Origin of the sequence: Streptomyces sp. RGM 3693 (assembly GCF_050471125.1) — a bacterium.
GTDB lineage: Bacteria > Actinomycetota > Actinomycetes > Streptomycetales > Streptomycetaceae > Streptomyces.
Map to the genome: position 1 here is coordinate 921,417 of NZ_JBMPPQ010000001.1, position 24,042 is coordinate 945,458.

22 protein-coding genes and 1 pseudogene are annotated in these 24,042 nt (G+C 70.8%); 21 read left to right on the plus strand and 2 right to left on the minus strand.

The annotated features are described in order from the left end of the window. The first annotated feature begins 35 nt into the window (after window positions 1-35). Window positions 36-2,543 (plus strand): [protein-PII] uridylyltransferase, encoded by a 2,508-nt coding sequence (locus tag ACO0M4_RS03920; RefSeq protein ID WP_430368198.1) that lies wholly within the window; start codon window positions 36-38, stop codon window positions 2,541-2,543. A gap of 144 nt (window positions 2,544-2,687) precedes the next feature. Then, entirely contained in the window at window positions 2,688-4,238 is a 1,551-nt protein-coding gene (ffh, locus tag ACO0M4_RS03925) for a signal recognition particle protein (RefSeq protein ID WP_430368199.1), read from the plus strand. An 84-nt stretch (window positions 4,239-4,322) separates the two neighbouring features. Here ffh and ACO0M4_RS03930 read toward each other — a convergent pair whose 3' ends face one another. Then, window positions 4,323-5,174, minus strand: a complete 852-nt coding sequence (locus ACO0M4_RS03930) for a methyltransferase domain-containing protein (RefSeq protein ID WP_430368200.1) — start codon at window positions 5,172-5,174, stop codon at window positions 4,323-4,325. 557 nt (window positions 5,175-5,731) lie between these two features. On the opposite strand from ACO0M4_RS03930, the gene ACO0M4_RS03935 reads away from it, so the two are divergent. From ACO0M4_RS03935 to ACO0M4_RS04015, 17 genes and pseudogenes are all read left to right on the plus strand, one after another. Beyond that, a complete protein-coding gene (locus ACO0M4_RS03935) occupies window positions 5,732-6,322 on the plus strand; it encodes a hypothetical protein (protein WP_039632402.1) in 591 nt (196 codons plus the stop codon). A 156-nt stretch (window positions 6,323-6,478) separates the two neighbouring features. After that, window positions 6,479-6,919, plus strand: a complete 441-nt coding sequence (rpsP, locus tag ACO0M4_RS03940; protein WP_390020845.1) for a 30S ribosomal protein S16 — start codon at window positions 6,479-6,481, stop codon at window positions 6,917-6,919. A 2-nt stretch (window positions 6,920-6,921) separates the two neighbouring features. Continuing rightward, window positions 6,922-7,161 (plus strand): RNA-binding protein, encoded by a 240-nt coding sequence (locus ACO0M4_RS03945; protein WP_003980229.1) that lies wholly within the window; start codon window positions 6,922-6,924, stop codon window positions 7,159-7,161. A gap of 210 nt (window positions 7,162-7,371) precedes the next feature. Next, window positions 7,372-7,917: a ribosome maturation factor RimM gene (gene rimM, locus ACO0M4_RS03950; RefSeq protein WP_430368201.1), complete on the plus strand. Its 546-nt coding sequence runs from the start codon at window positions 7,372-7,374 to the stop codon at window positions 7,915-7,917. Then, window positions 7,917-8,726, plus strand: coding sequence for a tRNA (guanosine(37)-N1)-methyltransferase TrmD (gene trmD, locus ACO0M4_RS03955; RefSeq protein WP_430368202.1), 810 nt, complete (start codon window positions 7,917-7,919; stop codon window positions 8,724-8,726). Before rimM ends, trmD begins: the two co-directional genes overlap by 1 nt. Window positions 8,727-8,859: 133 nt before the next feature. Beyond that, window positions 8,860-9,207, plus strand: a complete 348-nt coding sequence (gene rplS, locus ACO0M4_RS03960) for a 50S ribosomal protein L19 (protein WP_430368203.1) — start codon at window positions 8,860-8,862, stop codon at window positions 9,205-9,207. 96 nt (window positions 9,208-9,303) lie between these two features. After that, entirely contained in the window at window positions 9,304-10,068 is a 765-nt protein-coding gene (gene lepB, locus ACO0M4_RS03965) for a signal peptidase I (protein ID WP_430368204.1), read from the plus strand. Further along, on the plus strand, window positions 10,061-11,107 hold the full coding sequence (gene lepB / locus ACO0M4_RS03970) for a signal peptidase I (RefSeq protein WP_430368205.1): 1,047 nt from the start codon (window positions 10,061-10,063) through the stop codon (window positions 11,105-11,107). The genes lepB (ACO0M4_RS03965) and lepB (ACO0M4_RS03970) overlap by 8 nt, the downstream gene beginning before the upstream one ends. Continuing rightward, window positions 11,049-12,011 (plus strand): signal peptidase I, encoded by a 963-nt coding sequence (lepB, locus tag ACO0M4_RS03975; protein WP_430371231.1) that lies wholly within the window; start codon window positions 11,049-11,051, stop codon window positions 12,009-12,011. The genes lepB (ACO0M4_RS03970) and lepB (ACO0M4_RS03975) overlap by 59 nt, the downstream gene beginning before the upstream one ends. A gap of 54 nt (window positions 12,012-12,065) precedes the next feature. Further along, window positions 12,066-12,794 carry a signal peptidase I gene (gene lepB, locus ACO0M4_RS03980; protein ID WP_430368206.1) on the plus strand — a complete coding sequence of 243 codons (729 nt, stop codon included), beginning with the start codon at window positions 12,066-12,068 and terminating at the stop codon, window positions 12,792-12,794. A gap of 109 nt (window positions 12,795-12,903) precedes the next feature. Next, window positions 12,904-13,437, plus strand: a complete 534-nt coding sequence (locus tag ACO0M4_RS03985) for an NUDIX hydrolase (RefSeq protein ID WP_430371232.1) — start codon at window positions 12,904-12,906, stop codon at window positions 13,435-13,437. Between the two features lie 38 nt (window positions 13,438-13,475). Beyond that, on the plus strand, window positions 13,476-13,784 hold the full coding sequence (locus tag ACO0M4_RS03990; protein ID WP_003980220.1) for a DUF2469 domain-containing protein: 309 nt from the start codon (window positions 13,476-13,478) through the stop codon (window positions 13,782-13,784). A 644-nt stretch (window positions 13,785-14,428) separates the two neighbouring features. Beyond that, a pseudogene (locus ACO0M4_RS03995) lies at window positions 14,429-14,782 on the plus strand (YraN family protein); the annotation flags it as partial. Further along, entirely contained in the window at window positions 14,782-16,668 is a 1,887-nt protein-coding gene (locus ACO0M4_RS04000) for a YifB family Mg chelatase-like AAA ATPase (RefSeq protein ID WP_430368207.1), read from the plus strand. The pseudogene ACO0M4_RS03995 and the gene ACO0M4_RS04000, both read left to right, overlap by 1 nt. A 284-nt stretch (window positions 16,669-16,952) precedes the next feature. After that, the gene (gene dprA / locus ACO0M4_RS04005; protein WP_430368208.1) at window positions 16,953-18,119 is read left to right on the plus strand and encodes a DNA-processing protein DprA; all 1,167 of its coding nucleotides are present in this window, start codon (window positions 16,953-16,955) and stop codon (window positions 18,117-18,119) included. Window positions 18,120-18,494: 375 nt separating this feature from the next. After that, on the plus strand, window positions 18,495-19,331 hold the full coding sequence (whiG, locus tag ACO0M4_RS04010; protein ID WP_430368209.1) for an RNA polymerase sigma factor WhiG: 837 nt from the start codon (window positions 18,495-18,497) through the stop codon (window positions 19,329-19,331). Window positions 19,332-19,724: 393 nt separating this feature from the next. After that, complete coding sequence (locus ACO0M4_RS04015) at window positions 19,725-20,264, plus strand: TetR/AcrR family transcriptional regulator (RefSeq protein WP_430371233.1); 540 nt, start codon at window positions 19,725-19,727, stop codon at window positions 20,262-20,264. Window positions 20,265-20,634: 370 nt separating this feature from the next. Here the strand turns inward: ACO0M4_RS04015 and ACO0M4_RS04020 are convergent, their stop codons facing one another. Beyond that, complete coding sequence (locus ACO0M4_RS04020) at window positions 20,635-21,840, minus strand: murein hydrolase activator EnvC family protein (RefSeq protein WP_430368210.1); 1,206 nt, start codon at window positions 21,838-21,840, stop codon at window positions 20,635-20,637. Window positions 21,841-22,177: 337 nt separating this feature from the next. Here ACO0M4_RS04020 and rpsB point away from each other — a divergent pair, with 337 nt between their 5' ends. Both rpsB and tsf read left to right on the plus strand, forming a co-directional pair. Next, window positions 22,178-23,068 (plus strand): 30S ribosomal protein S2, encoded by an 891-nt coding sequence (rpsB, locus tag ACO0M4_RS04025; RefSeq protein ID WP_430368211.1) that lies wholly within the window; start codon window positions 22,178-22,180, stop codon window positions 23,066-23,068. 107 nt (window positions 23,069-23,175) lie between these two features. After that, entirely contained in the window at window positions 23,176-24,012 is an 837-nt protein-coding gene (gene tsf / locus ACO0M4_RS04030) for a translation elongation factor Ts (protein WP_390020818.1), read from the plus strand. Window positions 24,013-24,042 lie beyond the last annotated feature (30 nt).

The following is a 24,042-nucleotide window of genomic DNA, read 5'->3' on the forward strand; positions in this document are numbered from 1 at the left end:
GCCGCGGGGGACAACACGACCGAGGAGAGCCCGAGTTGACCGAGAGCCCCGAGCACACCGCGGACCCCGCCGCCGTCCCCGGAGACGGCCCGGGCGGCGGCTACCCCGCCGCCCGACTGCGGCTCCTCCAGGTCCCCACCTCCCAGGCCCCCAGCGGACCCGACCGCCGCGCCGCCCTCGCCGGGCTCACCGACGACTGGCTCGCCGCCCTGCTGGCCGGGGCGGATCCCGGGGCCGGCGGCACCGCACTGGTCGCCGTCGGCGGCTACGGCCGCGCCGAGCTCTCCCCGCGCAGCGACCTCGACCTCCTCCTGCTGCACGACGGCCGCGCCGCCACCGCCGACCTCGCCACCCTCGCCGACCGCCTCTGGTACCCCGTCTGGGACCTCGGCCTGGACCTCGACCACTCCGTCCGCACCCCCGCCGAAGCCCGCCGCGCCGCCCGCGACGACCTCAAGGTGCAGCTGGGCCTGCTCGACGCCCGCCACATCGCCGGGGACCCCGAGCTGACCGCCGCGGTCCGCACCGCCGCCTACGCCGACTGGCGGGAATGCGCCCCCAAGCGGCTGCCCGAACTCCGCGAACTCTGCCAGGAGCGCGCCGCCCGCCAAGGCGAACTCCAATACCTCCTCGAACCCGACCTCAAGGAGGCGCACGGCGGCCTACGGGACGCCACCGCACTGCGAGCCATCGCCGCCTCCTGGCTCGCCGACGCCCCCCGCGGTGGACTGGAGGCCGCCCGCACCCAGCTCCTCAACACCCGCGACGCCCTCCACCTCACCACCGGGCGCGCCACCGACCGGCTCTCCCTCCAGGAGCAGGACCAGGTTGCCGGCGCCCTCGGCCTGCTCGACGCGGACGCCCTGCTGCGCCGGACCTACGAATCCGCCCGCACCATCGCCTACGCCGCCGACGTCACCTGGCGCGAGGTCGGCCGGGTGCTGCGCGCCCGGTCCGTCAAACCGGTGCTGCGCGGGCTGCTGCCCGGCCGCACCGCCGGCCGCGGCGAACGCTCACCGCTCGCCGACGGCGTCGTCGAACTCGACGGCGAAGCGGTACTGGCCCGCACCGCCCGCCCCGAACGGGACCCCGTCCTGCTGCTGCGCGCCGCGGCCGCCGCCGCCCAGGCCGGGCTGCCGCTGGCCACCCACGCGATCCGCCGCTGCGCCGCCGCCGCACCGCTGCCGGTGCCCTGGCCGGCCGAGGCCCGCGAACAACTGGTCACCCTCCTCGGCGCGGGCGCGCACACCGTGCCCGTATGGGAGGCACTGGAGGCCGAGGGGGTCATCGCCCGCCTCCTGCCCGACTGGGAACGCGTCCGCTGCCGCCCCCAGCGCAACCCCGTGCACACCTGGACCGTGGACCGCCACCTGGTCGAGACCGCGGTCCGCGCCGCCGCGCTGACCCGCAGCGTCCACCGGCCCGACCTGCTGCTGGTCGCCGCCCTGCTGCACGACATCGGCAAGGGCTGGCCCGGCGACCACGCGGTGGCCGGCGAGACCATCGCCCGCGACGTGGCCGCCCGGCTCGGCTTCGGCCCCGGCGACACCGCGGTGATCGCCACCCTCGTCCGACACCACCTCCTGCTCATCGAGACCGCCACCCGGCGCGACCTGGACGACCCGGAGACCGTCGGCGCGGTCGCCGACGCCGTCGGCAGCCCCGGCCCCCTGGAACTGCTGCACGCCCTCACCGAGGCCGATGCGCTCGCTACCGGGCCCGCCGCGTGGAGCTCCTGGCGCGCCGGCCTCGTCGCCGCCCTCGTCCAGCGCGTCGCTGACCGGCTCGCCGGGCAGCCCGCGCCGGACCCCCGCGACACCGACGTCCCCACCGCCGAACAGGAGCGCCTGGCCATCGAGGCCGGCCGCACCGGCGGCCCGGTGCTGACGCTCCGCAGCCGCCCCGAGGGCGGCCCGCCCGGCACCGCGGACGGCCCCACCGAACCCACCGGCGACGCCACCGGGGCCACCGGCCGGGAACCGGTCGGCGTGGAGCTCCTCATCGTCGTCCCCGACCAGCCCGGCGTACTACCCGCCGCGGCCGGCGTGCTGGCCCTGCACCGCCTCACCGTTCGCGCCGCCGACCTGCGCACCCTGGACCCCATCGGCCAGGGCCCGGTGCTGCTGCTGAGCTGGCGGGTCGCCGCCGAATACGGCTCGCTGCCCGAGGCCGGCCGGCTCCGCGCCGACCTGATCCGCGCCCTGGACGGTTCCCTGGACGTCCCCGACCGCCTCGCCGAACGCGAACGCGCCTACGCCCGCCGCTCCCGCACCGTCCTGGCCCCGCCGCCCCGCGTCACCGTCGCCGCCGGCAGCTCCCGTACCGCCACCGTCATCGAGATCCGCGCCCAGGACGCGCACGGACTGCTGCACCGGATCGGTCGGGCCCTGGACGCGGCGGGGGTCTGCGTGCGCAGCGCCCACATCAGCACGCTGGGCGCGAATGCCGTCGACGCCTTCTACGTCACGGGCCCGGACGGGGCACCGCTGCCCGATCCGGTGGCCTACAAGGTGGCCGAGGCGATCGAAACCGCGCTCCAGTAGTGCCGGGCACGCCGCGCTCCGGGACGCCCCCGGCGGCGCCCGGTGCACCGGAGCGGAGCGGGCCACGACGGAGTCACTTGCGTGGCCGGATACCCTAGAAGCCGACTGGACCTAAGCCCCCGACCCCGAGGATCGACGACCGCCGTGTTCGATACGCTTTCCGACCGCTTGGCGAGTACTTTCAAAAACCTCCGGGGCAAGGGCCGCCTGAGCGAGGCGGACATCGACGCCACCGCGCGCGAGATCCGGATCGCCCTGCTGGAAGCCGACGTCGCCCTGCCGGTCGTCCGTGCCTTCATCAAGCAGGTCAAGGAGCGCGGGCTCGGCTCCGAGGTCAGCCAGGCGCTGAACCCGGCCCAGCAGATCATCAAGATCGTCAACGAGGAGCTCGTCGGCATCCTCGGCGGCGAGACCCGGCGCCTCCGCTTCGCCAAGCAGCCCCCGACGGTGATCATGCTCGCCGGCCTCCAGGGCGCCGGTAAGACCACCCTCGCCGGCAAGCTCGGCCGCTGGCTCAAGAGCCAGGGCCACGCCCCGCTGCTGGTCGCCTGTGACCTCCAGCGCCCCAACGCCGTCAACCAGCTCCAGGTCGTCTCCGAGCGCGCCGGCGTCGCGTTCTACGGCCCCCAGCCGGGCAACGGCGTCGGCGACCCGGTCCAGGTGGCCAAGGACTCGATCGAGTACGCCCGCGCCAAGCAGTTCGACGTCGTCGTCGTCGACACTGCCGGCCGCCTCGGCATCGACACCGAGATGATGCAGCAGGCCGCGGACATCCGGGACGCGGTCAGCCCGGACGAGGTCCTCTTCGTCGTCGACGCCATGATCGGCCAGGACGCGGTCAACACCGCCGAGGCGTTCCGCGACGGCGTGGGCTTCGACGGCGTGGTGCTGTCCAAGCTGGACGGCGACGCCCGCGGTGGTGCCGCGCTCTCCATCGCGCACGTCACCGGCAAGCAGATCATGTTCGCCTCCAACGGCGAGAAGCTGGACGACTTCGACGCGTTCCACCCGGACCGCATGGCGTCCCGCATCCTCGGCATGGGCGACATGCTCTCGCTCATCGAGAAGGCCGAGCAGACCTTCAGCCAGCAAGAAGCCGAGAAGATGGCGGCCAAGCTGGCGAAGGGCCCCAAGGAGTTCACGCTCGACGACTTCCTGGCCCAGATGGAGCAGGTCCGCAAGATGGGCTCCATCTCCAAGCTCCTCGGCATGCTGCCCGGCATGGCGCAGATGAAGGACCAGATCAACAACCTCGACGAGCGCGAGGTCGACCGCACGGCCGCGATCATCAAGTCGATGACGCCGGGCGAGCGCCAGGACCCGACGATCATCAATGGGTCGCGCCGGGCCCGTATCGCCCGGGGTTCCGGTGTTGACGTCAGCACCGTCAAGAACCTCGTCGAGCGGTTCTTCGACGCGCGCAAGATGATGTCGCGGATGGCCCAGGGCGGCGGCATGCCCGGTATGCCCGGCATCCCGGGCATGGGCGGCGGCGCCGGCCGGAAGAAGAAGCAGATCAAGCAGGCCAAGGGCAAGCGCAAGAGCGGCAACCCGATGAAGCGCAAGGCCGACGAGGAGGCCGAGGTGGCACGCCGCGAGGCGGCCGCGGCCGGCAACCCGCTCGGCCTTCCGCAGGGCGGCCAGGACCCGCAGAACTTCGAACTCCCCGAGGAGTTCAAGAAGTTCATGAACTAAAGCGGCGCCCGTACGGCACCAACGGCCGAGCCCCCGACCACCTCTGGATGGTCGGGGGCTCGGCCGTTGTGCACCGGGCCCCGGCTAGCGGGTCCGCGCGATCAGGTACCGGAAGACGTTCGCCATCCAGACCGTTCCGTCCGCCCGCTGATACGGATGGAGCGCCTCGGCCAGCTCCTTCTCCACCTGTCGCGGCCCGGCCACCTCCAGCGCCGCGTCGAACAGCCCGGTCGACAGCATCCCGCGCACCGCGCTCGCCATGTCCGCGTACCCGAACGGGCAGGCCACCCGCCCCGATCCGTCGGGCCGCAGCCCCGCCCGGTCCGCCAACTCCTCCAGGTCGTCCCGCCCGGCCGGCCGCCAGCCCGCGTCGAAGCCCGCAGTCCGGGCGGTCAGCCGCTCCGCCACCCGCAGCACCCCGGCCGCCGCACACCGTTCCACCGGGCCCCAACCGCCCAGCACCACCGCACTGCCGCGCTCGGCCATCGCCGCCGCCGAGGCCAGTGCCCCGGTCACCTCCTCGGCGCCGCCACCGCAGCCCACCGGGTGGAACGCCGTGATCACAGTGAACGCCGCGTCCTTGGGTGCCGCATCGACCAGTCCGCCGCTGACCAGCCGGGTGACCTCCGGCATCCCGTCCGGTGTGAGCCGCTCGCGCGCCAGCTCCAGCCGGCACTCGTCCGCGTCCACACCGCTGACCTGTGCCCCGCGCGCCGCCGCGAGCAGCAGCGCCAGCCCGGACCCGCAGCCCAGACCCAGCAGCCGGGTGCCGGGGCCGACACCCAGCCGGTCGTACGCGGCTTCGTAGAGGGGCACCAGCATCCGTTCCTGGATCTCCGCCCAGTCGCGGGCGCGGGTGCCGACCGGCGCGGCCGAGCCTTCAGCGTGCCCGGTCCCGGTGTTCGGAAGCTGGTGCCGCACGAGCGTGGGTGACATCGATAGCGCCCCTATTCGCCGAGAACCCGAAGCTGATCAGTACCGTCCGCCCCCGTGTTTCCGAACGTTGTGCGCCCCCGCGATCCAGACAACTGCGCTTCCGACCGGCCGTCCAGAGGGTGCGCCGGGGTTTGGCTCCCGCGCGCCCCTGTGTGCGCCGGCCTCCGTGCTCCCGGAGCGCCGTTCCAGGGTGCCTTGGGGAGTGCGGTCCCGCCACGGCAGTGCCCGCCGCCCGGCGCGCCGACCGCGGGATCCCCGCCGACGGCCGCCCGTTCCCGCTGCCCTACGGTGGAGGGGCGGGGCCGAGGCCCGCAGCCTTTCGTGCCGCCGGTAACATCGCCGCGCGTCCCGTGCCCCGGCGCGCGGCGTCTTACGCCATGCGGTGTACGCGGGGGTACGCGCCCTACGTACCGGCTTGCCGCCCGCGGGCGTCTTCTCCGCAGATCGGCGCACCACGTACGGGCCATGCCGCATGCCCAGAAACTGACCGGTACGTGCAAATTATTTGGGATGCCCCGGAATCGGAACACTGGGCGACTCCGGCTCGTTGTCACGACGTGAGCACGACACCGCCTGTTCTCGCCGCCGAGCTGGCGCTCGCGTGGGCCGACATTCAACGGCACCACCCCGAGCTGCCGGACCTGGCCGCGCCCGAGTCCCTGATCGGAGAGTCCTCGTCCGCCTGCGGCGCCGAACTCTCCTTCGAACGGCTGCTCCATGAGGCAGTCCACGGCATCGCCGCCGCCCGCGGCATCCGCGACACCTCCCGGGCAGGCCGCTACCACAACCGCCGGTTCCTGGCGATCGCCGAGGAGCTGGGCCTGGACCACACCGACGAGCCGCACCCCAGCAGCGGCTTCTCGCTGGTCACGCTCAACCCCGAGGCGAGACGGCGCTACCGCCCCACCATCGAACGGCTCACCAGAGCCCTCAAGGCCCACAGTGCCGCCACCGCCACCGACACCACCCGCAGCTTCCGCGGTCCGGCCGCCCGGCACGGCTCCTCCGGAGGCGGCGTCCGCGTCAAAGCCGTCTGCGACTGCGGGCGCAACGTCCGGGTCGTCCCGTCCGTGCTGGCCCAGGCTCCGATCGTCTGCGGCGGCTGCGGGAAGCCCTTCCGGATCCCCGAGGTGGCCGCGGTCGGCTGACCTCCGGGTGTGTGGCACAATTGCCAGCTGTACTCGACAGTCGCATAGGACCCCTCTCTCCTCCGGCTGACGCGTCCATCGGGGCCCCCGAGTACCGCAACCCCACGTGGCATCTCGTTGTGCCCCACCACGTCAAGACCAGGAGACACCACTCCAGTGGCAGTCAAGATCAAGCTGAAGCGTCTGGGCAAGATCCGCGCGCCTCACTACCGCATCGTTGTCGCCGACTCCCGCACCCGCCGGGACGGTCGCGCGATCGAGGAGATCGGCCTGTACCACCCGGTGCAGAACCCCTCCCGCATCGAGGTCGACTCGGAGCGCGCGCAGTACTGGCTGGGCGTCGGCGCCCAGCCGACCGAGCCCGTTCTGGCCATCCTCAAGGTCACCGGCGACTGGCAGAAGTTCAAGGGTCTGCCGGCCCCCGCGCCGATGAAGGTTGCCGAGCCGAAGGCCGACAAGCGCGCCCTCTTCGAGGCCGCCGCCAAGGCTTCCGGTGACGAGCCGAAGGGTGAGGCCATCACCCCGAAGGCGAAGAAGGCCGACAAGAAGGCGGACGAGGCCGCGGCCGAGTCCACCTCTGAGTCCTCCGAGGACTGAGCGTGCTTGAGGAGGCCCTTGAGCACCTCGTCAAGGGCATCGTCGACAACCCCGATGACGTGCAGGTAGCCTCGCGCACCCTGCGTCGCGGGCGCGTGCTGGAGGTCCGGGTCCACCCCGACGACCTCGGCAAGGTGATCGGCCGCAACGGCCGGACCGCCCGCGCACTGCGGACCGTCGTCGGCGCCATCGGCGGCCGGGGCATCCGCGTCGACCTCGTCGACGTCGACCAAGTTCGCTGATCAAGTTGAACACCGGCTCGGGCCGGGGAGGACCTTCGGGTCGTCCCCGGCCCGCGTCGATATGTGATCGTGGAACCACGGGTACCCGTGTCGGATCCCCGTCCACCACCCCCATCGGATCCACGACCGTCACCATCACATGAGGAACCACGGCGTTCCTCAGCCACGTCCGCGAGAGCGGCGACGGTTTAGCAGCAAAGAGGGAGCACAGTGCAGCTGGTAGTGGCCCGGATCGGCCGCGCTCACGGCATCAAGGGCGAGGTCACCGTAGAGGTGCGCACCGACGAACCGGAACTCCGGCTCGGCCCGGGCGCCGTCCTCGCCACCGACCCGTCCTCCGTCGGGCCGCTGACCATCGCCACCGGCCGGGTCCACAGTGGCCGGCTGCTGCTGCGCTTCGAGGGCGTCGCGGACCGCACCGCCGCCGAGGCGCTCCGCAACACCCTGCTGATCGCCGAGATCGACCCCGAGGAACTCCCCGAGGATCCCGAGGAGTTCTACGACCACCAGCTGATCGACCTCGACGTCGTCACCCGCGACGGCACCGCCGTCGGCCGGATCACCGAGGTCTCCCACCTGCCCTACCAGGACCTGCTGATCGTCGCCCGCCCCGAGGGCGGCGAGGTCATGATCCCGTTCGTCACCGAGATCGTGCCCGAGATCGACCTGGAAGAGCAGCGCGCGGTCATCGACCCGCCGCCCGGACTCCTCGACGAGGCCCAGGCCGAGATCGCCTCCAGCCGCGAGGACAGCTGATGCGGCTCGACGTCGTCACGATCTTCCCCGAATACCTCGAACCGCTGAACGTCTCGCTGGTCGGCAAGGCCCGCGCCCGCGGACAGCTCGACGTCCGCATCCACGACCTGCGGGAGTGGACCCACGACAAGCACAACACCGTGGACGACACCCCCTACGGCGGCGGCCCCGGCATGGTCATGAAGCCCGAACCGTGGGGCGAGGCGCTCGACCACGTCCTGGCGTCCGGTGAAGGCACCCCCGTCCTCGTCGTCCCCACCCCCAGCGGCGTCCCCTTCACCCAGGAACTCGCCGTCGAACTCTCCGGCAAGCCCTGGCTGGTGTTCACCCCGGCCCGCTACGAAGGCATCGACCGCCGCGTCATCGAGGAGTACGGCGACCGCCTGGACGTCCGCGAGGTCTCCATCGGCGACTACGTACTTGCCGGCGGCGAGGCCCCGGTCCTGGTCATGGTCGAGGCGGTGGCCCGGCTCCTGCCCGGTGTCCTCGGCAACGCCGCCTCCCACCAGGACGACTCCTTCGCCCCCGGGGCGATGGCCGACCTCCTGGAAGGCCCCGTCTACACCAAGCCCCCCGAGTGGCGCGAGCGCACCATCCCCGAGGTGCTGCTCAGCGGCCACCACGGCAAGATCGCCCGCTGGCGCCGCGACGAGGCGTTCCGCCGCACCGACCGCAACCGACCCGATCTGATCGAGCGCGCCGACCCCGCCGCCTTCAACAAGAAGGACCGGGAAATCCTGGCCGCACTGGGCTGGGCGCAGCGCGAGGACGGCCGATTTGGGCGGACGAGTCAGTCCGTGGAAGAATGAGCCGCTGCTGACTGCGTCCGGCGTGCGCCCCTGCCACAGGGGGAACGACGTCCGCCCGGCGATCCGACAGCGAACCAACTTTTCCGATGATTCCGCTGATGACCTGTGGCATCAGCGAAGAAAGCAGTGGGTTATGAACCTCCTCGACTCTGTCGACTCCGCAGCCCTGCGCAGCGACATCCCGGCCTTCCGCCCGGGTGACACCGTCAACGTCCACGTCCGCGTCATCGAGGGCAACCGCTCCCGTGTGCAGCAGTTCAAGGGCGTTGTCATCCGTCGCCAGGGCTCCGGCGTGCGCGAGACCTTCACGGTCCGCAAGGTCAGCTTCTCGGTCGGCGTCGAGCGCACCTTCCCCGTGCACACCCCGATCGTCGAGAAGATCGAGGTCGTCACCCGCGGTGACGTCCGTCGCGCCAAGCTGTACTACCTCCGTGAGCTGCGCGGCAAGGCCGCCAAGATCAAGGAGAAGCGCGAGCGCTGAGCCGCGCCGCACCGGGCTGCGGAATCCCGCCCCGGTGCACCGCGAGGCCACACTCGCGACTGGCGTCCGGGCCCGGCCGGATAGGCTCTGGGCCCCATGGACACCGACGCACAACTCACGGAGCGCGACCCCGCTCCCGACCCCGCCCAGGGGTCGGAACGGCGGTCGCGCTCCGCGCGTTTCCGGGCCGTGGTGGCGCAGCTGCGGTACCGGCCGGTCACCCTCTTCGCGCTCTGTCTGGCCTTCCTGTTCCTGCTCAGCACGTTCGTGGCGCAGCCGTTCCTGATCCCCAGCACCTCCATGGAGAACACCCTGCGCGTCGGCGACCGGGTCCTGGTGAACAAGCTGGTGTACCGCTTCGGTGCCACCCCGCAGCGGGGCGACGTCATCGTCTTCGACGGCACGGGATCTTTCGTTCACAGGGAGCAGGGGGAGAATCCCGTCACGGGACTGCTGCGCAAGGCCGGCGCGGCACTGGGCCTGGCCCGGTCCGACGACACCGACTACGTCAAGCGCGTCATCGGTGTCGGCGGGGACCATGTGACCTGCTGTGACAAACGGGGGCGGATCAACGTGAACGGAGTGCCGGTGATCGAGGGCTATCTCCATCCCGGGGACGCGCCCTCCGCCGTCCCCTTCGACATCGTGGTGCCCAAGGGCCGGCTCTGGGTCATGGGAGACCACCGCACCCGGTCCAGCGACTCCCGTGACCACCTGGGCGAGCCCGGTGGCGGGACCGTCCCGGTCGACCAGGTCATCGGCCGTGCCGACCTGATCAGTTGGCCGTTCGACCGGTGGAGCACCCTCAGCACCCCCGGAGCCCTCGCTCGTATACCGGCACCGGCAGGCCCCCGTGGGTAACCGTGGACGCCCCCGCCACGGGCGCGAGGACACCCCCGACGACGGGATGTACGACACCGCCGGCGGGGCAGCAGAGGCCGACGGTGCGCCGAGCTCCCAGCCGGCGACCGGCGGGCGGGCCGAGCGGCGCCGCCAGGCCCAGCGCATCAAGCGCCGCAGGCGTCGCTCCTACCTCAAAGAAATCCCGATCCTCGTCGGGGTGGCGCTGGCCATCGCGCTGGTCCTGAAGACCTTCCTGGTCCAGGCGTTCGTGATCCCGTCCGGCTCCATGGAACAGACCATCAAGATCGGCGACCGGGTACTTGTCGACAAGCTCACCCCGTGGTTCGGCGCCAAGCCGCACCGCGGTGACGTCGTCGTCTTCAAGGACCCCGGCGGTTGGCTCAAGGGCGAGCAGAACCAGTCCACGGGGGGATCCGGCCCGATCAACGACGTCCTGACCTTCATCGGACTGCTGCCGTCCGCCAACGAGCAGGACCTGATCAAACGCGTGGTAGCGGTCGGCGGCGACACCGTCCGCTGCTGCGACACCAAGGGTCGGGTCACGGTCAACGGCACCCCGCTCACCGAGCCGTACGTGCACCCCGGAAACCCGCCCTCTGAGCTGAAGTTCACGGTGAACGTCCCCACCGGACGGATCTTCGTCATGGGCGACCACCGCTCCAACTCGGCGGACTCGCGCTACCACCTGGACGAGCCGTACCGCGGCACGGTCTCGGAGGACAACGTCGTGGGCCGGGCCGTGCTCATTGCCTGGCCGTTCAGCCACTGGCAGTTCCTCAACGAGCCCGACACCTTCGCCACCGTGCACGACGCGCCGGGCGCGAAGGCGGCGGCAGGGGGCACAGCGCATAGGGTGTCATCCGAGAGTTTGACCGTACTCCCGACCCCTGCGGAACTCCCGCTCGTTATGGGAGTGGTGGGCCTGCACCGGTTGACGGGCGGGCGAGAGCGCGGAGTGAGGAGCAGATGTGGGGGACTTGGCGGTCGGCGCGCGGTCCGGAACCGAAGAGCCCGAAGAGCCCGCGGGGCGCGGTGAGTCCGCGCAGCAGGCGATGAGTTCCGTACATCAGCCACAGGCGCAGTCAGGCGGGTCCGCACCCGGTCGGCCGCGCACCGATCTATCGAAGCCGTCGGATGCAGAGGCCGACGAGGAGGCGACCGGCAGCGTGACCAAAGGCAAGAAGCCGCGTGCCTTCTGGAAGGAACTGCCGATCCTCATCGGCATCGCCCTGCTCCTGGCCCTGCTGATCAAGACGTTCCTGGTGCAGGCGTTCTCCATCCCGTCCGACTCCATGCAGGACACCCTCCAGCGCGGGGACCGGGTGCTGGTCGACAAGCTGACGCCGTGGTTCGGTGCCAAGCCGCAGCGCGGCGAGGTCGTCGTCTTCCACGACCCGGGTGGCTGGCTCAACGAGACGCCCACGCCGCAGCCCAACCCCGTCCAGAAGGTCCTCAGCTTCATCGGCCTGATGCCTTCGGCCGAGGAGAAGGACCTGATCAAGCGGGTCATCGCGGTCGGCGGAGACACCGTCGAATGCCAGGGCGTCGGCCCCGTCAAGGTCAACGGCAAGGCCCTGAAGGAAGACTCCTACGTCTTCCCCGGCGCCACCCCCTGTGGTGACCGCCCGTTCGGCCCGATCCACGTTCCCAAGGGGCGGATCTGGGTGATGGGTGACCACCGCGACGACTCCCTCGACTCCCGGTACCACCAGAACCTCAAGGGCAACGGCACCGTCTCCGAGGACGAGGTCGTCGGCCGCGCCTTCACCATCGCCTGGCCGATCAACCGCTGGGCAACCCTCCCCGTACCGGACACCTTCGACCAGTCCGGGATCAACAAGGCAATGGGTGCGGCTCCGGCCGCACTGGGCCTGGCCGGCGCGGTCCCGCTCGTGATCTGGCGTCGCCGGAGGCTGACCGCAGCGCGTAACCCCAGGTAAGGTGCCGTCCCGGATCTTCGACGCGGGCCCGTCCCGCGGGGCGGGAGCGCTGGGATGAGCAGCAGTACGGAACGTACGACGGACGGCCGCGGCCGGACCACGGGCAGTGTGCTGTCCGGTCTGGCCGTGGCCGTCGGCTGTGCGCTGTTCCTGGGCGGCTTCGTCTGGGGGGCGCTGGTCTACCGTCCGTACACGGTGCCTACCGACTCCATGTCGCCCACCATCGCCGCGGGCGCCCGGGTCCTGGCGGAGAAGGTGAGCGGCTCCGAGATACGCCGCGGCGACATCGTCGTCTTTAAGGACGCCACCTGGGGCGACCTGCCGATGGTCAAGCGGGTCGTCGGCGTCGGCGGCGACACGGTCGCCTGCTGCACCAAGAAGGGCCTGCTGACGGTCAACGGAACCCCCATCGAGGAGCCGTACCTCCAGAGCGACGGACCCGCCTCGCCCATCGGCTTCAAGGCCGCCGTCCCCACCGGCCAGCTCTTCCTCCTCGGCGATCACCGCAACGACTCCCTCGACTCCCGCGTCCACCTCACCGACGGCGACCACGGCTCCGTACCGCGTAGTGCCGTGGCCGCCCGGGTCGACGCCCGCGCCTGGCCGCTCGACAGCATCGGCATGCTCCAGCGCCCCGCGAGCTTCGCCGCGCTCCCCGGCGGTACCTCGCAGCCGGGACCGCTCAGGCCCCTCGTCCTCGCGGTCGTCGCCGGTGCTGTGCTCATCCTTGGGGGTGCGGCATACGGGCCGATCGCACGGCGGAAGGGGCGTGGACGTGGGTGAGCGGGAGTGGGAGCAGGTGCCGGAGCCCTGGCAGGAAGGCGGGCGGGGGCGGGCTGAGGAAGCCGGCGAGGTTGCCTGTGAGGGTGTTGGCGAAGCCGCTGCGACCAAGGTGACCGCTGTGACCGTTGCGGCCACTGGGACCGCTGCGGCCGGGCAAGCCACGGCGGTGCGTCGGGTCTCCCGGGTCGTGCTGCTCGACGCGGATGACCGGATCCTGCTGCTGCACGGCTTCGAACCGCACCGCCCGGCCGAAACCTGGTGGTTCACCCCCGGCGGTGGCCTGGAGGGCACCGAGACCCGAGAAGAGGCAGCCCTCCGCGAACTCGCCGAGGAGACCGGCATCACCGAGGCCACCCTCGGCCCCCTCTTGTGGAAGCGCCGCTGCGCCTTTCCCTTCGACGGGCGACGCTGGGAGCAGGACGAGTGGTACTACCTGGCCCGGACGGACCGGACCGCCACCGACACCGCCGGCCACACGGACCTGGAACGACGCAGCGTCTCGGGACTGAAGTGGTGGACCTCGGAGGAACTGTCGGCGTCGCATGAGACGGTGTATCCGACCAGACTCGCCGAGCTGCTGCGCACACTGCTCGACGAAGGGCCCCCGAGTGCGCCGGTGCTCCTGGAGACCGAGAGGGTCTGACGCACAATAGGGGGACGCACGGCTGAAGGGGATCTGCCATGAGCGCCGAGGACCTCGAAAAGTACGAGACCGAGATGGAGCTGAAGCTCTACCGGGAGTACCGCGACGTCGTCGGGCTGTTCAAATACGTGATCGAGACCGAGCGTCGCTTCTACCTCACCAATGACTACGAGATGCAGGTGCACTCGGTCCAGGGTGAAGTGTTCTTCGAGGTCTCAATGGCCGACGCCTGGGTCTGGGACATGTACCGGCCAGCTCGGTTCGTCAAGCAGGTGAGAGTGCTCACGTTCAAGGACGTGAACATCGAAGAGCTGAACAAGAGCGATCTGGATCTTCCGGGTAGCTGAGGATCTTCTGCGGGTCGGTGGTCGACTTCCGGGCTGCGGTCGCTGTCGGCTGCCCGGACGGTGTCGTGCGTCGCCCCGACGGGTGACGGAGTTATCCACAACCGGGCGGTTATCCACCAAGATCCAATAGATCTGTGCTGAGGCGTCACAGTCGGTGCCGGAGGTGGTACCGCATGAACGCCACACACACCGGCCGACAGGTCGTTGACACAGCAGCAGGCACGGGTGCAGTAGCGCGCACGGGGAAGCACACGCCAGGGAACGACGACCCCACCCGCACGCACCACAAGGGCGGGACAGGGGGTGGAGACCTCGGATTAGACACGGACGCCCGTGAGGCACAGGCCCTGGACCATGGGCCGGAAGCCGTGATTCGTGGCTCACGGATCGAGAATCATGGGTCAAGGACTGAGAACTGTGGGTCACGGACCGCGGGCGGCGACGTCGGGACCGTGAGCAACGGGTCCGGGGCAGGGAACCGTAGGCGCGGAAGGCGGCCCGGGGGCCAGCCCCCGACGGCGGTCGGAGACCAACCACCGACGGCGGCCGAGGGTCGTCCACGGGGATCCCGTACACCGCCCGCGACGCAGCCGACCCCCACCGCGCAGCCAGCGAAAACAAGGCAACCCGCCCCACCGACGACGTCCCGCAACGCCCTCGGCCGCTACGGCGAGGACCTGGCCGTCCGACGGCTCACCGAAGCCGGAATGCGGATTCTCCACCGCAACTGGCGCTGCCGCGACGGAGAAATCGACATCGTTGCCGCCGACGGCGACACCCTGGTCGTCTGCGAGGTCAAGACCCGCCGTGCAGGCTGGTACGAACACCCCATGGCGGCAGTCCGAGCCGAGAAGACCGCCCGACTGCGCCTCCTCGCCGAACGCTGGCTGGAACGGCACGGCGGCCCGCCGCCCGGCGGCGTCCGCATCGACGTCATCGGCGTCCTGCTGCCCGCCCGCGGCGCCCCCGTGGTCGAACACGCAAAGGGGGTGGCGTGATGGGATTCGCCCGCACCTGCTCCGTCGCGCTCGTAGGCGTCGAAGGAGTCGTCGTCGAAGTCCAAGCCGACCTGGAACCCGGCGTGGCCGCGTTCACACTCGTCGGGCTCCCCGACAAGAGCCTGGTCGAGTCCAAGGATCGCGTCCGCGCCGCCTTGGTCAATTCCGGCGCCGAATGGCCGCAGAAGAAGCTCACCGTCGGCCTCAGCCCCGCATCCGTCCCGAAGAGCGGCAGCGGCTTCGACCTCGCCGTGGCCTGCGCCGTCCTCGGCGCCGCCGAACGACTCGACCCCCGCGAGCTCACCGACCTGATGATGATCGGCGAACTCGGCCTCGACGGCCGCGTCCGCCCCGTCCGCGGTGTACTGCCCGCAGTGCTCGCCGCCGCCGATGCCGGATACCGCCAGGTCGTCGTACCGGAACAGACCGTCGCCGAAGCCTCACTCGTCCCCGGCGTCTCCGTCCTCGGCATCCGCAGCCTGCGGCAACTCATCGCCGTCCTCGCCGACGAACCGGTCCCCGAAGAGGAAAACCCCCTCGACGAAGGCCGCCCCGACCCGCTCCTGGCCGGCCTCGTCATGCCCGGCACCGGCATCACCGCGGGCCTGCCACCGGGCGACCACACCCCCGACCTCGCCGACGTCGCGGGCCAACACAACGCCCGGCGCGCCCTGGAAGTGGCCGCCGCCGGGCGCCACCACATCTTTTTCAAGGGCCCACCGGGAGCCGGCAAGACCATGCTCGCCGAGCGGCTCCCCGGACTGCTGCCGCCCTTGACGCCCAAAGAATCCCTGGAGGTCACCGCCGTCCACTCGGTCGCCGGCACCCTCCCACCAGGACAGCCACTGGTCCACCGCCCGCCCTACTGCTCCCCACACCACTCGGCGACCATGGCCTCACTGGTCGGCGGCGGAACCGGCCTGCCCCGCCCAGGAGCCGCCTCACTTGCCCACCACGGCGTGCTCTTTCTCGACGAAGCCGCCGAATGCAGCCCACGCGTCCTGGATGCCCTACGCCAACCACTCGAATCCGGCCATGTCGTCGTGGCGCGCGCCGGCGGCATGCTGCGGATGCCCGCGCGTTTCCTGCTCGCCCTCGCAGCCAACCCGTGCTCGTGTGGGCGGCACGGCACCGCCGCCGGCGGCTGCGAATGCCGCCCCTCCTCGATCCGCCGCTATCGCGCCCGGCTCTCCGGGCCACTGATGGACCGGGTGGACCTGCGGATCGCCGTGGAGCCGGTCGCTCGCTCCGAACTCATCGCACTCGGCCGCGGGGCCGAATCCACCACCACCGTCGCCGAACGGGTCCGCGCCGCCCGCCAACGCGCCGCGGCCCGCCTCACCGACACGCCCTGGCAGACCAACAGCGAGGTACCGGGCCACGAACTGCGCACCCGCTGGCCGGTACACCCCGGCGCCCTCGCCCAGGCCGAACGCGACCTGGAATGCGGGCTCCTGACCGCCCGCGGCTTCGACCGCGTCCTCCGCGTCGCCTGGACCGCCGCCGACCTCGCCGGCCGTGATCGCCCGACGAAGGAGGACGTCAACTGGGCACTGGAGCTCCGCACGGGCGTACGGCGCGGCGCAGTGACGACGGGATCGGCAGTGGGAGGGGGACCAGGCACAGGGGCCGGAGCGGGCCCGATCGCGGCCGTGCGGCCGAGCACACAGGCGAGAGCCGGCACACGGGCGGAAGCACGCCGCGAAGGGTCGCCAGAAGCTGGGACGGACGAGGAATCCGAGACAGGGACAGAGCGGACGGAGACGGCAGCGACCACGGCCGGAACACCGGCAGTGAGAGGACTGGAGGAGCGACTCCGGAAGACACCGGATCGCCGCCCGCGGGTCGCACTCGTCCGCCCTGTGGAGAGCCGAGGCGAACGATGAACACCATCGACGAATGGGGCTTCGTCACGAACGGAGCGGGGCAGGAACCGGAACCCGGCCCGGATCATGGATCGAAGCCGGGATCTGAAACAGAACCCGCGACGGACCGGGGACCTGGAGAGGGAGCGAATGCGAGGGCGGCATCGGGGGCGGAGCCTGGTGGCCACTGCCCCACCCGCCGCGCCTTCGCGGGTCCACACCGTCCCACCAGCACGCCAACCTCGCCGCCGACCACACCACCCCCCGCGGTCCGAAAGCGTCCCGCTGCCCACCGGGCGCACACTGTGCACCCAGCACACGACACCTACGAACCGCAGCGAGCGGCCCGCGCCGCACTCACCCGCATCCTCGAACCCGGCGACGAAACGGCTGGCCGATGGCTGCGTGAGATGGGCCCGGTGGCGCTTTGGCACGCACTGTCCCAAGACAATGCGCCCCCACCCATCGGCTCCAGTCCGACCAAGATCGCAGGACTCCGACTGCGCGCCGCGCGGGCCCGCCCCGCCGCCGACCTCGCCGCCGTCGCCGCGCTCGGCGGCCGCTTCCTCTGCCCCGGTGACGACGAATGGCCCGGCCAGTTGGACGACCTCGGCGACGCCCGCCCCATCGGCCTCTGGGTACGCGGCCGGGCCAACTTACGAATCTGGGCGCTGCGCTCAGTGGCTGTGGTAGGAGCACGCGCCTGCACCGACTACGGCGCCCACCTCGCCACCACCCTCGGCGCCGGACTCGCCGACCGCGGCTGGACCATCGTCTCCGGAGCCGCGTACGGCGTCGACGGTGCAGCCCATCGCGGTGCGCTCGCCGCGGACGGCCCGACCATCGCCGTCCTCGCCTCCGGCGTCGACCACTCCTATCCGCGCGGACACGCCGAGTTGATCGACCGCATCGCCGAACAGGGGCTGGTGGTAGCCGAGTTGCCACCGGGCGACCATCCCACCCGCAGCCGGTTCGTCCAGCGCAACCGCGTCATCGCGGCCCTCACCCGCGGTACGGTCGTCGTGGAAGCCGAACTCCGCAGCGGTTCACTGGTCACCGCGCGGCGCGCGCTGGCCCTCGGGCGCTTCACGATGGGCATGCCAGGCCCGGTCACCAGCGGACTGTCCGCCGGAGTGCATCAACTCCTGCGCGGCGAGGCGACGGTGGTCACCGACGCCGACGAGGTCATCGAGCTCGTCGGCAGCATCGGTGACCTCGCCCCCGAGCGCCGCGGCCCGACCCACGCCCGCGATCTGCTGGACCCCGTCGCCCGCCGCGTACTCGAAGCGCTGCCCGCACGCGGCGGCGCGGATACCGACCACCTGGCCCGGGAGTCGGGCACACCCCGCGACCTCACCCGGGGCAAGCTCTTTGAGCTCCAGTGCCTCGGATTCGTTCAAAGGTGCGGTGAGCGCTGGGAGTTGGTGCGACGCGTCAACTCGACCGGAGGTTCCCGGCGAGGCGGTACTTGACCTGGCGCGAACGGGTGAAAGGGTGAGGGGAATGACCGCAGAATCCAGATTTGCCGTGCTTCGGTGCGTGCGGCCGGCCCGTTGGGCGTCGATGACACGGCCCAGCGCACGCGCGGGTTTCCGCCTGCCGCATCACCGCGACCGCCCGCACCGCCCTCCAGGAATGCATCCCGGGCGAACGCGACTCCGGCCCTCCTTCCGAGTGTCGCCGTGTCGCGCGAAGTAACCCCGGGGTGCGGGCAGCGGAACGTATCTGCGCACACCCAACCCACCTTCCTCGCACACCGCGACGTCGTGGTCACGCTACGCTCACGACAGTTCAAGCCTCATACATCCACCCACCCCCCGTCTCGGCAGAACGGCTCAAGGCGACGAATGCCCCAGCACACCTCCGGGTCTGACCGCGCGGCAGTACCACCCGCCGCGCGCGGCAGCGTGCGCCCCGCCCCGCCCACCTCGGTCGACGAGCTCTGGCGCTCCTACAAGGCGTCAGGCGACGGACGCCTGCGGGAACAGTTGATCCTGCACTACTCACCGCTGGTCAAATACGTCGCCGGCCGTGTCAGCGTCGGACTGCCGCCCAACGTCGAGCAGGCCGACTTCGTCTCCTCTGGAGTCTTCGGACTGATCGACGCCATCGAGAAGTTCGAGCCCGAACGCTCCATCAAGTTCGAGACGTACGCGATCACCCGCATCCGCGGCGCAATGATCGACGAACTGCGCGCCCTGGACTGGATCCCCCGATCCGTACGACAGAAGGCCCGGGCCGTGGAACGCGCCTACGCCACCCTCGAAGCGCAGCTGCGCCGCACACCGACCGAGACGGAGGTCGCCGGCGAGATGGGCATCCCGTTGGAGGAACTCCACGGCGTCTTCAGCCAGCTGTCCCTGGCGAACGTCGTAGCGCTGGAGGAACTCCTCCACGTCAGCGGCGAGGGCGGTGAACGCCTCAGTCTGATGGACACCCTGGAGGACACCGCCGCCGAGAACCCCGTCGAGATCGCCGAGGACCGCGAACTGCGGCGGCTGCTGGCACGCGCCATCAACACCCTGCCCGACCGTGAGAAGACCGTGGTCACCCTCTACTACTACGAGGGGCTCACCCTCGCCGAGATCGGCAACGTGCTCGGCGTCACCGAGAGCAGGGTCAGCCAGATCCACACCAAGTCCGTGCTCCAGCTCCGGGCGAAACTGGCGGACGTGGGGCGCTGAACGCCGCGGCTTGTGTGGCGCCGAGCTGGTTATGGGGCGGCTGGGAGTGGTGCTGGACCACGCGAGGGACGATCGGGCTCCCTGACCATCGGGCTCCCTGACCATCGGACTCCCTGACCATCGGGCTCCCGGGCCAACGTGGGGCCTGAGGTTGATCGTGGCCGACCGGACAGGGCCCAGGGCGTGGAGGGTAGGGGGCGGCGGCCCAGGATCCAGCGCTGGTTGCCCAGCTGCGCGGTCGACTGCGCCCCGAGGCCGGCAAGGCCAACCGGACGCCGATGAGTGCACCGGCACCGATTCGTGTCGCGATGCGGCGTGCTACAGCGAGGACGCCATCCGTACAGTGGTGGCGTGCCCAGGATTCGAGCGGCCTCGGTGGCCGAGCACCGGACGATGCAGCGCGGCGCCCTCTTGGACGCCGCCCGTACCTTGCTGTCCGAGGGTGGAACGGAGGCGCTGACCTTCCCTGCCCTCGCCGAACGGACGGGGCTCGCGCGCTCGTCCGTCTACGAGTACTTCCGCTCCCGGGCGGCCGTCGTCGAAGAACTGTGCGTCGTCGACTTCCCTGTATGGGCCGCGGAGGTCGAGGCCGCGATGGAGGGCGCCGAATCGCCCGAGGCGAAGGTCGAAGCGTATGTGCGCAGGCAGCTGGCACTGGTCGGCGACCGCCGCCACCGCGCCGTCGTCGCCATCTCCGCAGGAGAACTGGACGCCGGCGCCCGGGAGAAGATCCGCGCCGCGCACGGTGGGTTGATCGCCATGATCGTCGAGGCGTTGGCCGCCCTCGGCCACGCCCAGCCCCGCCTCGCCGCGATGCTGCTCCAGGGGGTCGTGGACGCCGCGGTACGCCGCATCGAACTCGGCGCCGCCGAAGACCCGGACGAGATCACCGAGGCAGCGGTGGCGATGGCCCTCAACGGGGTGCGTGGCTGAAATCCGGTAGGGGCTCGGGTACGGGCCCTGGGCGGGCCGAGGGGCATTCGTTTGTCCGAGGCATGGCTCCTGGGGGTCTTCTGGTGGGGCTGCTCCTTTGCCCCCTGGTTGCCTCCGCCCCGGGCCCCGCCCCCGCCCTCCCGCCCCCGCCCCTCCTCCACCCCACCCCCTCGTTCGCCCCGCAGCCCGCAGCCCGCAGCCCGCAGCCCGCAGCCCGCAGCCCGCAGCCCGCAGCCCGCAGCCCGCAGCCCGCAGCCCGCAGCCCGCAGCCCGCAGCCCGCAGCCCGCAGCCCGCAGCCCAAAGTGAGCTGGGTGTCGCTGCTCCGGTGTCGCGCGGGTGTCTTCTGTATGCCGAACCGGCCGTACTCGTTCACGCCGTTCGCGTAGGCATCTCCTCCTTCTCATGCGCGTGCGGTTCTTCACGGCTGTCGCCGCGCCGTATGTGGTCCAGCTGTCTCCTCCTGCTCGTAGCCCATGGGGCAGAGCTACGCCGCCTGGCTGTACTCGTTCTCTCTGGCCCATGGCGGAGGCGGCCGAATGCCCACAGGGCGATGCCGGTGAGTGAGACCGCACCGAGCAGGGCAGTGCTCGTGATGCCTGTCGATGAGTCCTTCGCTGTATGGGCCGTTGGCGCCGGCTGCTCACGATGTGGACGGTCGGGTCCGGGTTCCGGGACTGGCCTTGCTTCGGGGATGCCGAAGACGGGGAGCAGCCTTGAGTGGCCGTTGCGGAGTGCGGTTGGCGGCAGCAGTGAGAGAGGGTTCAGGTACGTCGAACCGCGTCGCAGGCCCCAGTGGAGGCACGGGGCGCGGCAGTGATAGGGGCCGCCTTCCAGTACGCCGACGGGCTGGCCGGCGGTGACGTGTTGGCCTTCGTGGGAGGTGGCGCGGACCGGTTCGTACGTCGTGCGTAAGGGCGGATGGCCCGATCGGGACACTTCGATGGTCAGGACGCCACGGCCGGCGACGGTGCCGGCGAACGCGACCTGTCCAGGCGTGGCGGCTTTGACGATGGAGCCGTCGCTCGCCGCCAGGTCTACGCCTCGGTGTCCCGCAGCCCAGGGGGTCGGTGGGGGTTCCCAACCGTGCAACACCGCGGGGCGTGTCCCGGTCGGGCCGTCGACGGGCCAGGAGCGCTCCGATGCCGGAGCTGCTGGGCCGGTGGCCCGTGCCACCCCGACGTATGGGGTTGAAGCCTCGGCCATGCTGGCCGCGCCGATCGCCCCCACGGTCGGCACGGCGGACAGAGCGCACATGGCGAGCACGGGGAGTGAATACCGCTTTCCTCGGCGGGTCCGAGCTACGGAAGGTGTCCGCTCCGGGACCGTACGATTCGGTGCTGGTCCGTCCGTCGGGCTTGCCGGTGGTTCGTGGCGCCGGCCCGGCGGATGTCGCGGACCCGCGCGCTGCACGTCGGGACGCCGGGCGACCGGTCCGGTCCACTGGCCTCGTCGCATGTGCTGCTTCCGCGTCGGGGCGGAACCTCGCGGACCGGTCAGGTGCTCTCGTGGGGACGGAGGACATGTGGGGCGGGGGTGTCGGGATTGCCGCTCGGTGCGGCCGGTGAGTCGTCGCATGTGTTGACCATGGCGGATGCGGAACCGGCGTGGGGATCTTGGTCAAAAGCTGTGGATGACGGGCCGCTTGTGGATAACGGCGTCACTCGACAGGGGCGCGAAATGGTGCGTGTCGCCCGGTGCATCGCCGGTCCCGTACACTTCTGATGGCGATCCGGGTCACCGGGTCGACTTCGCACGCCCCGCCACCAGTGCACCAGTCCCTTTCGGGCAGCACATCGGCCGCGCTCTCGGTCCTCGGAAGGTTCCACCCGGTTCCTCCCCTGGCAGGCGCGTCGGGGCGTCAGGCACTGCGGCCGGCCGGTCGCAGTGGAACCGAGAAACTAGGAGTACGGCCATGGCCGTCGTAACGATGCGGGAGCTGCTGGAGAGCGGCGTCCACTTCGGGCACCAGACCCGCCGCTGGAACCCGAAGATGAAGCGCTTCATCTTCACCGAGCGCAACGGCATCTACATCATTGACCTGCTCCAGTCGCTGTCGTACATCGACCGCGCCTACGAGTTCGTCAAGGAGACCGTTGCCCACGGCGGCTCGGTCATGTTCGTCGGTACGAAGAAGCAGGCCCAGGAGGCCATTGCTGAGCAGGCGACCCGCGTGGGCATGCCCTACGTGAACCAGCGCTGGCTCGGCGGCATGCTGACCAACTTCTCGACCGTCTACAAGCGTCTGCAGCGCCTCAAGGAGCTGGAGCAGATCGACTTCGAGGACGTGGCCGCCTCCGGCCTCACCAAGAAGGAGCTCCTGGTCCTCTCCCGCGAGAAGGCCAAGCTGGAGAAGACCCTTGGCGGTATCCGCGAGATGCAGAAGGTGCCCAGCGCCGTCTGGATCGTGGACACCAAGAAGGAGCACATCGCCGTCGGTGAGGCGCGCAAGCTCAACATCCCGGTTGTCGCGATCCTCGACACCAACTGCGACCCGGACGAGGTCGACTACAAGATCCCGGGTAACGACGACGCGATCCGCTCCGTCACCCTGCTCACCCGCGTGATCGCCGACGCCGTCGCCGAGGGCCTGATCGCCCGTTCCGGTGCCGCCACCGGTGACCAGAAGCCGGGCGAGAAGGCCGGTGAGCCGCTGGCCGAGTGGGAGCGCGACCTGCTCGAAGGCGACAAGAAGTCTGACGAAGAGGCCGCCAAGGTCGAGGCCCCGGCCGCCGAGGCCGAGAAGCCGGCCGTCGAGGCCGACGCCCCGGTTGCCGAGGCCGAGAAGCCGGCCGAGCAGGGCTGACCTCAGGACCGGTTGATGACGGCGGGGGAGAGTGCCACAAGCGCCTCCCCCGTCGTTCACCCGTAGATCTTTCGACTTTCGCGATTCCGAGAAGAGATTCACAGACCATGGCGAACTACACCGCCGCTGACGTCAAGAAGCTCCGCGAGCTCACCGGCGCCGGCATGATGGACTGCAAGAAGGCACTGGATGAGGCCGAGGGCAACGTCGACAAGGCCGTCGAGGTCCTGCGCGTCAAGGGTCAGAAGGGCGTCGCCAAGCGCGAGGGCCGCTCCGCCGAGAACGGCGCTGTGGTCTCCCTGATCGCTGACGACAACACCTCCGGCATCATCGTGGAGCTGAAGTGCGAGACGGACTTCGTCGCCAAGGGTGAGAAGTTCCAGTCCGTCGCCAACGCTCTCGCCGCGCATGTCGCCAAGACCAACCCGGCCGACATCGAGGCCCTGCTCGCCTCCGAGATCGAGGCCGGCAAGACCGTCCAGGCGTTCGTCGACGAGGCCAACGCGAACCTCGGCGAGAAGATCGTCCTGGACCGCTTCGCGCAGTTCGCCGGCGGCTACGTGACGGCGTACATGCACCGCACCATGCCTGACCTGCCGCCGCAGATCGGTGTCCTTGTCGAGCTCGACAAGGAGAACGCCGAGGTCGCCAAGGGCATCGCGCAGCACATCGCCGCCTTCGCCCCGAAGTACCTCTCCAAGGAGGACGTCCCGGCCGAGGTCGTCGAGGCCGAGCGTCGCGTCGCCGAGGAGACCACCCGCGCCGAGGGCAAGCCCGAGGCCGCACTGCCGAAGATCGTCGAGGGTCGCCTCAACGGCTTCTTCAAGGACGCGACGCTGCTCGGTCAGCCGTACGCGCTCGACAACAAGAAGTCCGTCGAGAAGGTCCTCCAGGAGGCCGGTGTCACCCTGAAGCGCTTCTCGCGCATCAAGGTCGGCATCTGAGCCTGCTTCGAAGGCAGCGAATGACTTACG

What these genes read in the sequence shown, in the direction of transcription:
- lepB (WP_430368206.1), top strand. Translation starts at nt 12,066, where the DNA reads ATGAGCAGCAGTACGGAACGTACGACGGACGGCCGCGGCCGGACCACG.
- ACO0M4_RS03990 (WP_003980220.1), top strand. Translation starts at nt 13,476, where the DNA reads ATGAGCGCCGAGGACCTCGAAAAGTACGAGACCGAGATGGAGCTGAAG.
- trmD (WP_430368202.1), top strand. Translation starts at nt 7,917, where the DNA reads ATGCGGCTCGACGTCGTCACGATCTTCCCCGAATACCTCGAACCGCTG.
- rpsB (WP_430368211.1), top strand. Translation starts at nt 22,178, where the DNA reads ATGGCCGTCGTAACGATGCGGGAGCTGCTGGAGAGCGGCGTCCACTTC.
- tsf (WP_390020818.1), top strand. Translation starts at nt 23,176, where the DNA reads ATGGCGAACTACACCGCCGCTGACGTCAAGAAGCTCCGCGAGCTCACC.
- rplS (WP_430368203.1), top strand. Translation starts at nt 8,860, where the DNA reads ATGAACCTCCTCGACTCTGTCGACTCCGCAGCCCTGCGCAGCGACATC.
- ACO0M4_RS04015 (WP_430371233.1), top strand. Translation starts at nt 19,725, where the DNA reads ATGCAGCGCGGCGCCCTCTTGGACGCCGCCCGTACCTTGCTGTCCGAG.
- lepB (WP_430368204.1), top strand. Translation starts at nt 9,304, where the DNA reads ATGGACACCGACGCACAACTCACGGAGCGCGACCCCGCTCCCGACCCC.
- ACO0M4_RS03930 (WP_430368200.1), bottom strand. Translation starts at nt 5,174, where the DNA reads ATGTCACCCACGCTCGTGCGGCACCAGCTTCCGAACACCGGGACCGGG.
- ACO0M4_RS04000 (WP_430368207.1), top strand. Translation starts at nt 14,782, where the DNA reads ATGGGATTCGCCCGCACCTGCTCCGTCGCGCTCGTAGGCGTCGAAGGA.
- whiG (WP_430368209.1), top strand. Translation starts at nt 18,495, where the DNA reads ATGCCCCAGCACACCTCCGGGTCTGACCGCGCGGCAGTACCACCCGCC.
- ACO0M4_RS04020 (WP_430368210.1), bottom strand. Translation starts at nt 21,840, where the DNA reads ATGCGACGACTCACCGGCCGCACCGAGCGGCAATCCCGACACCCCCGC.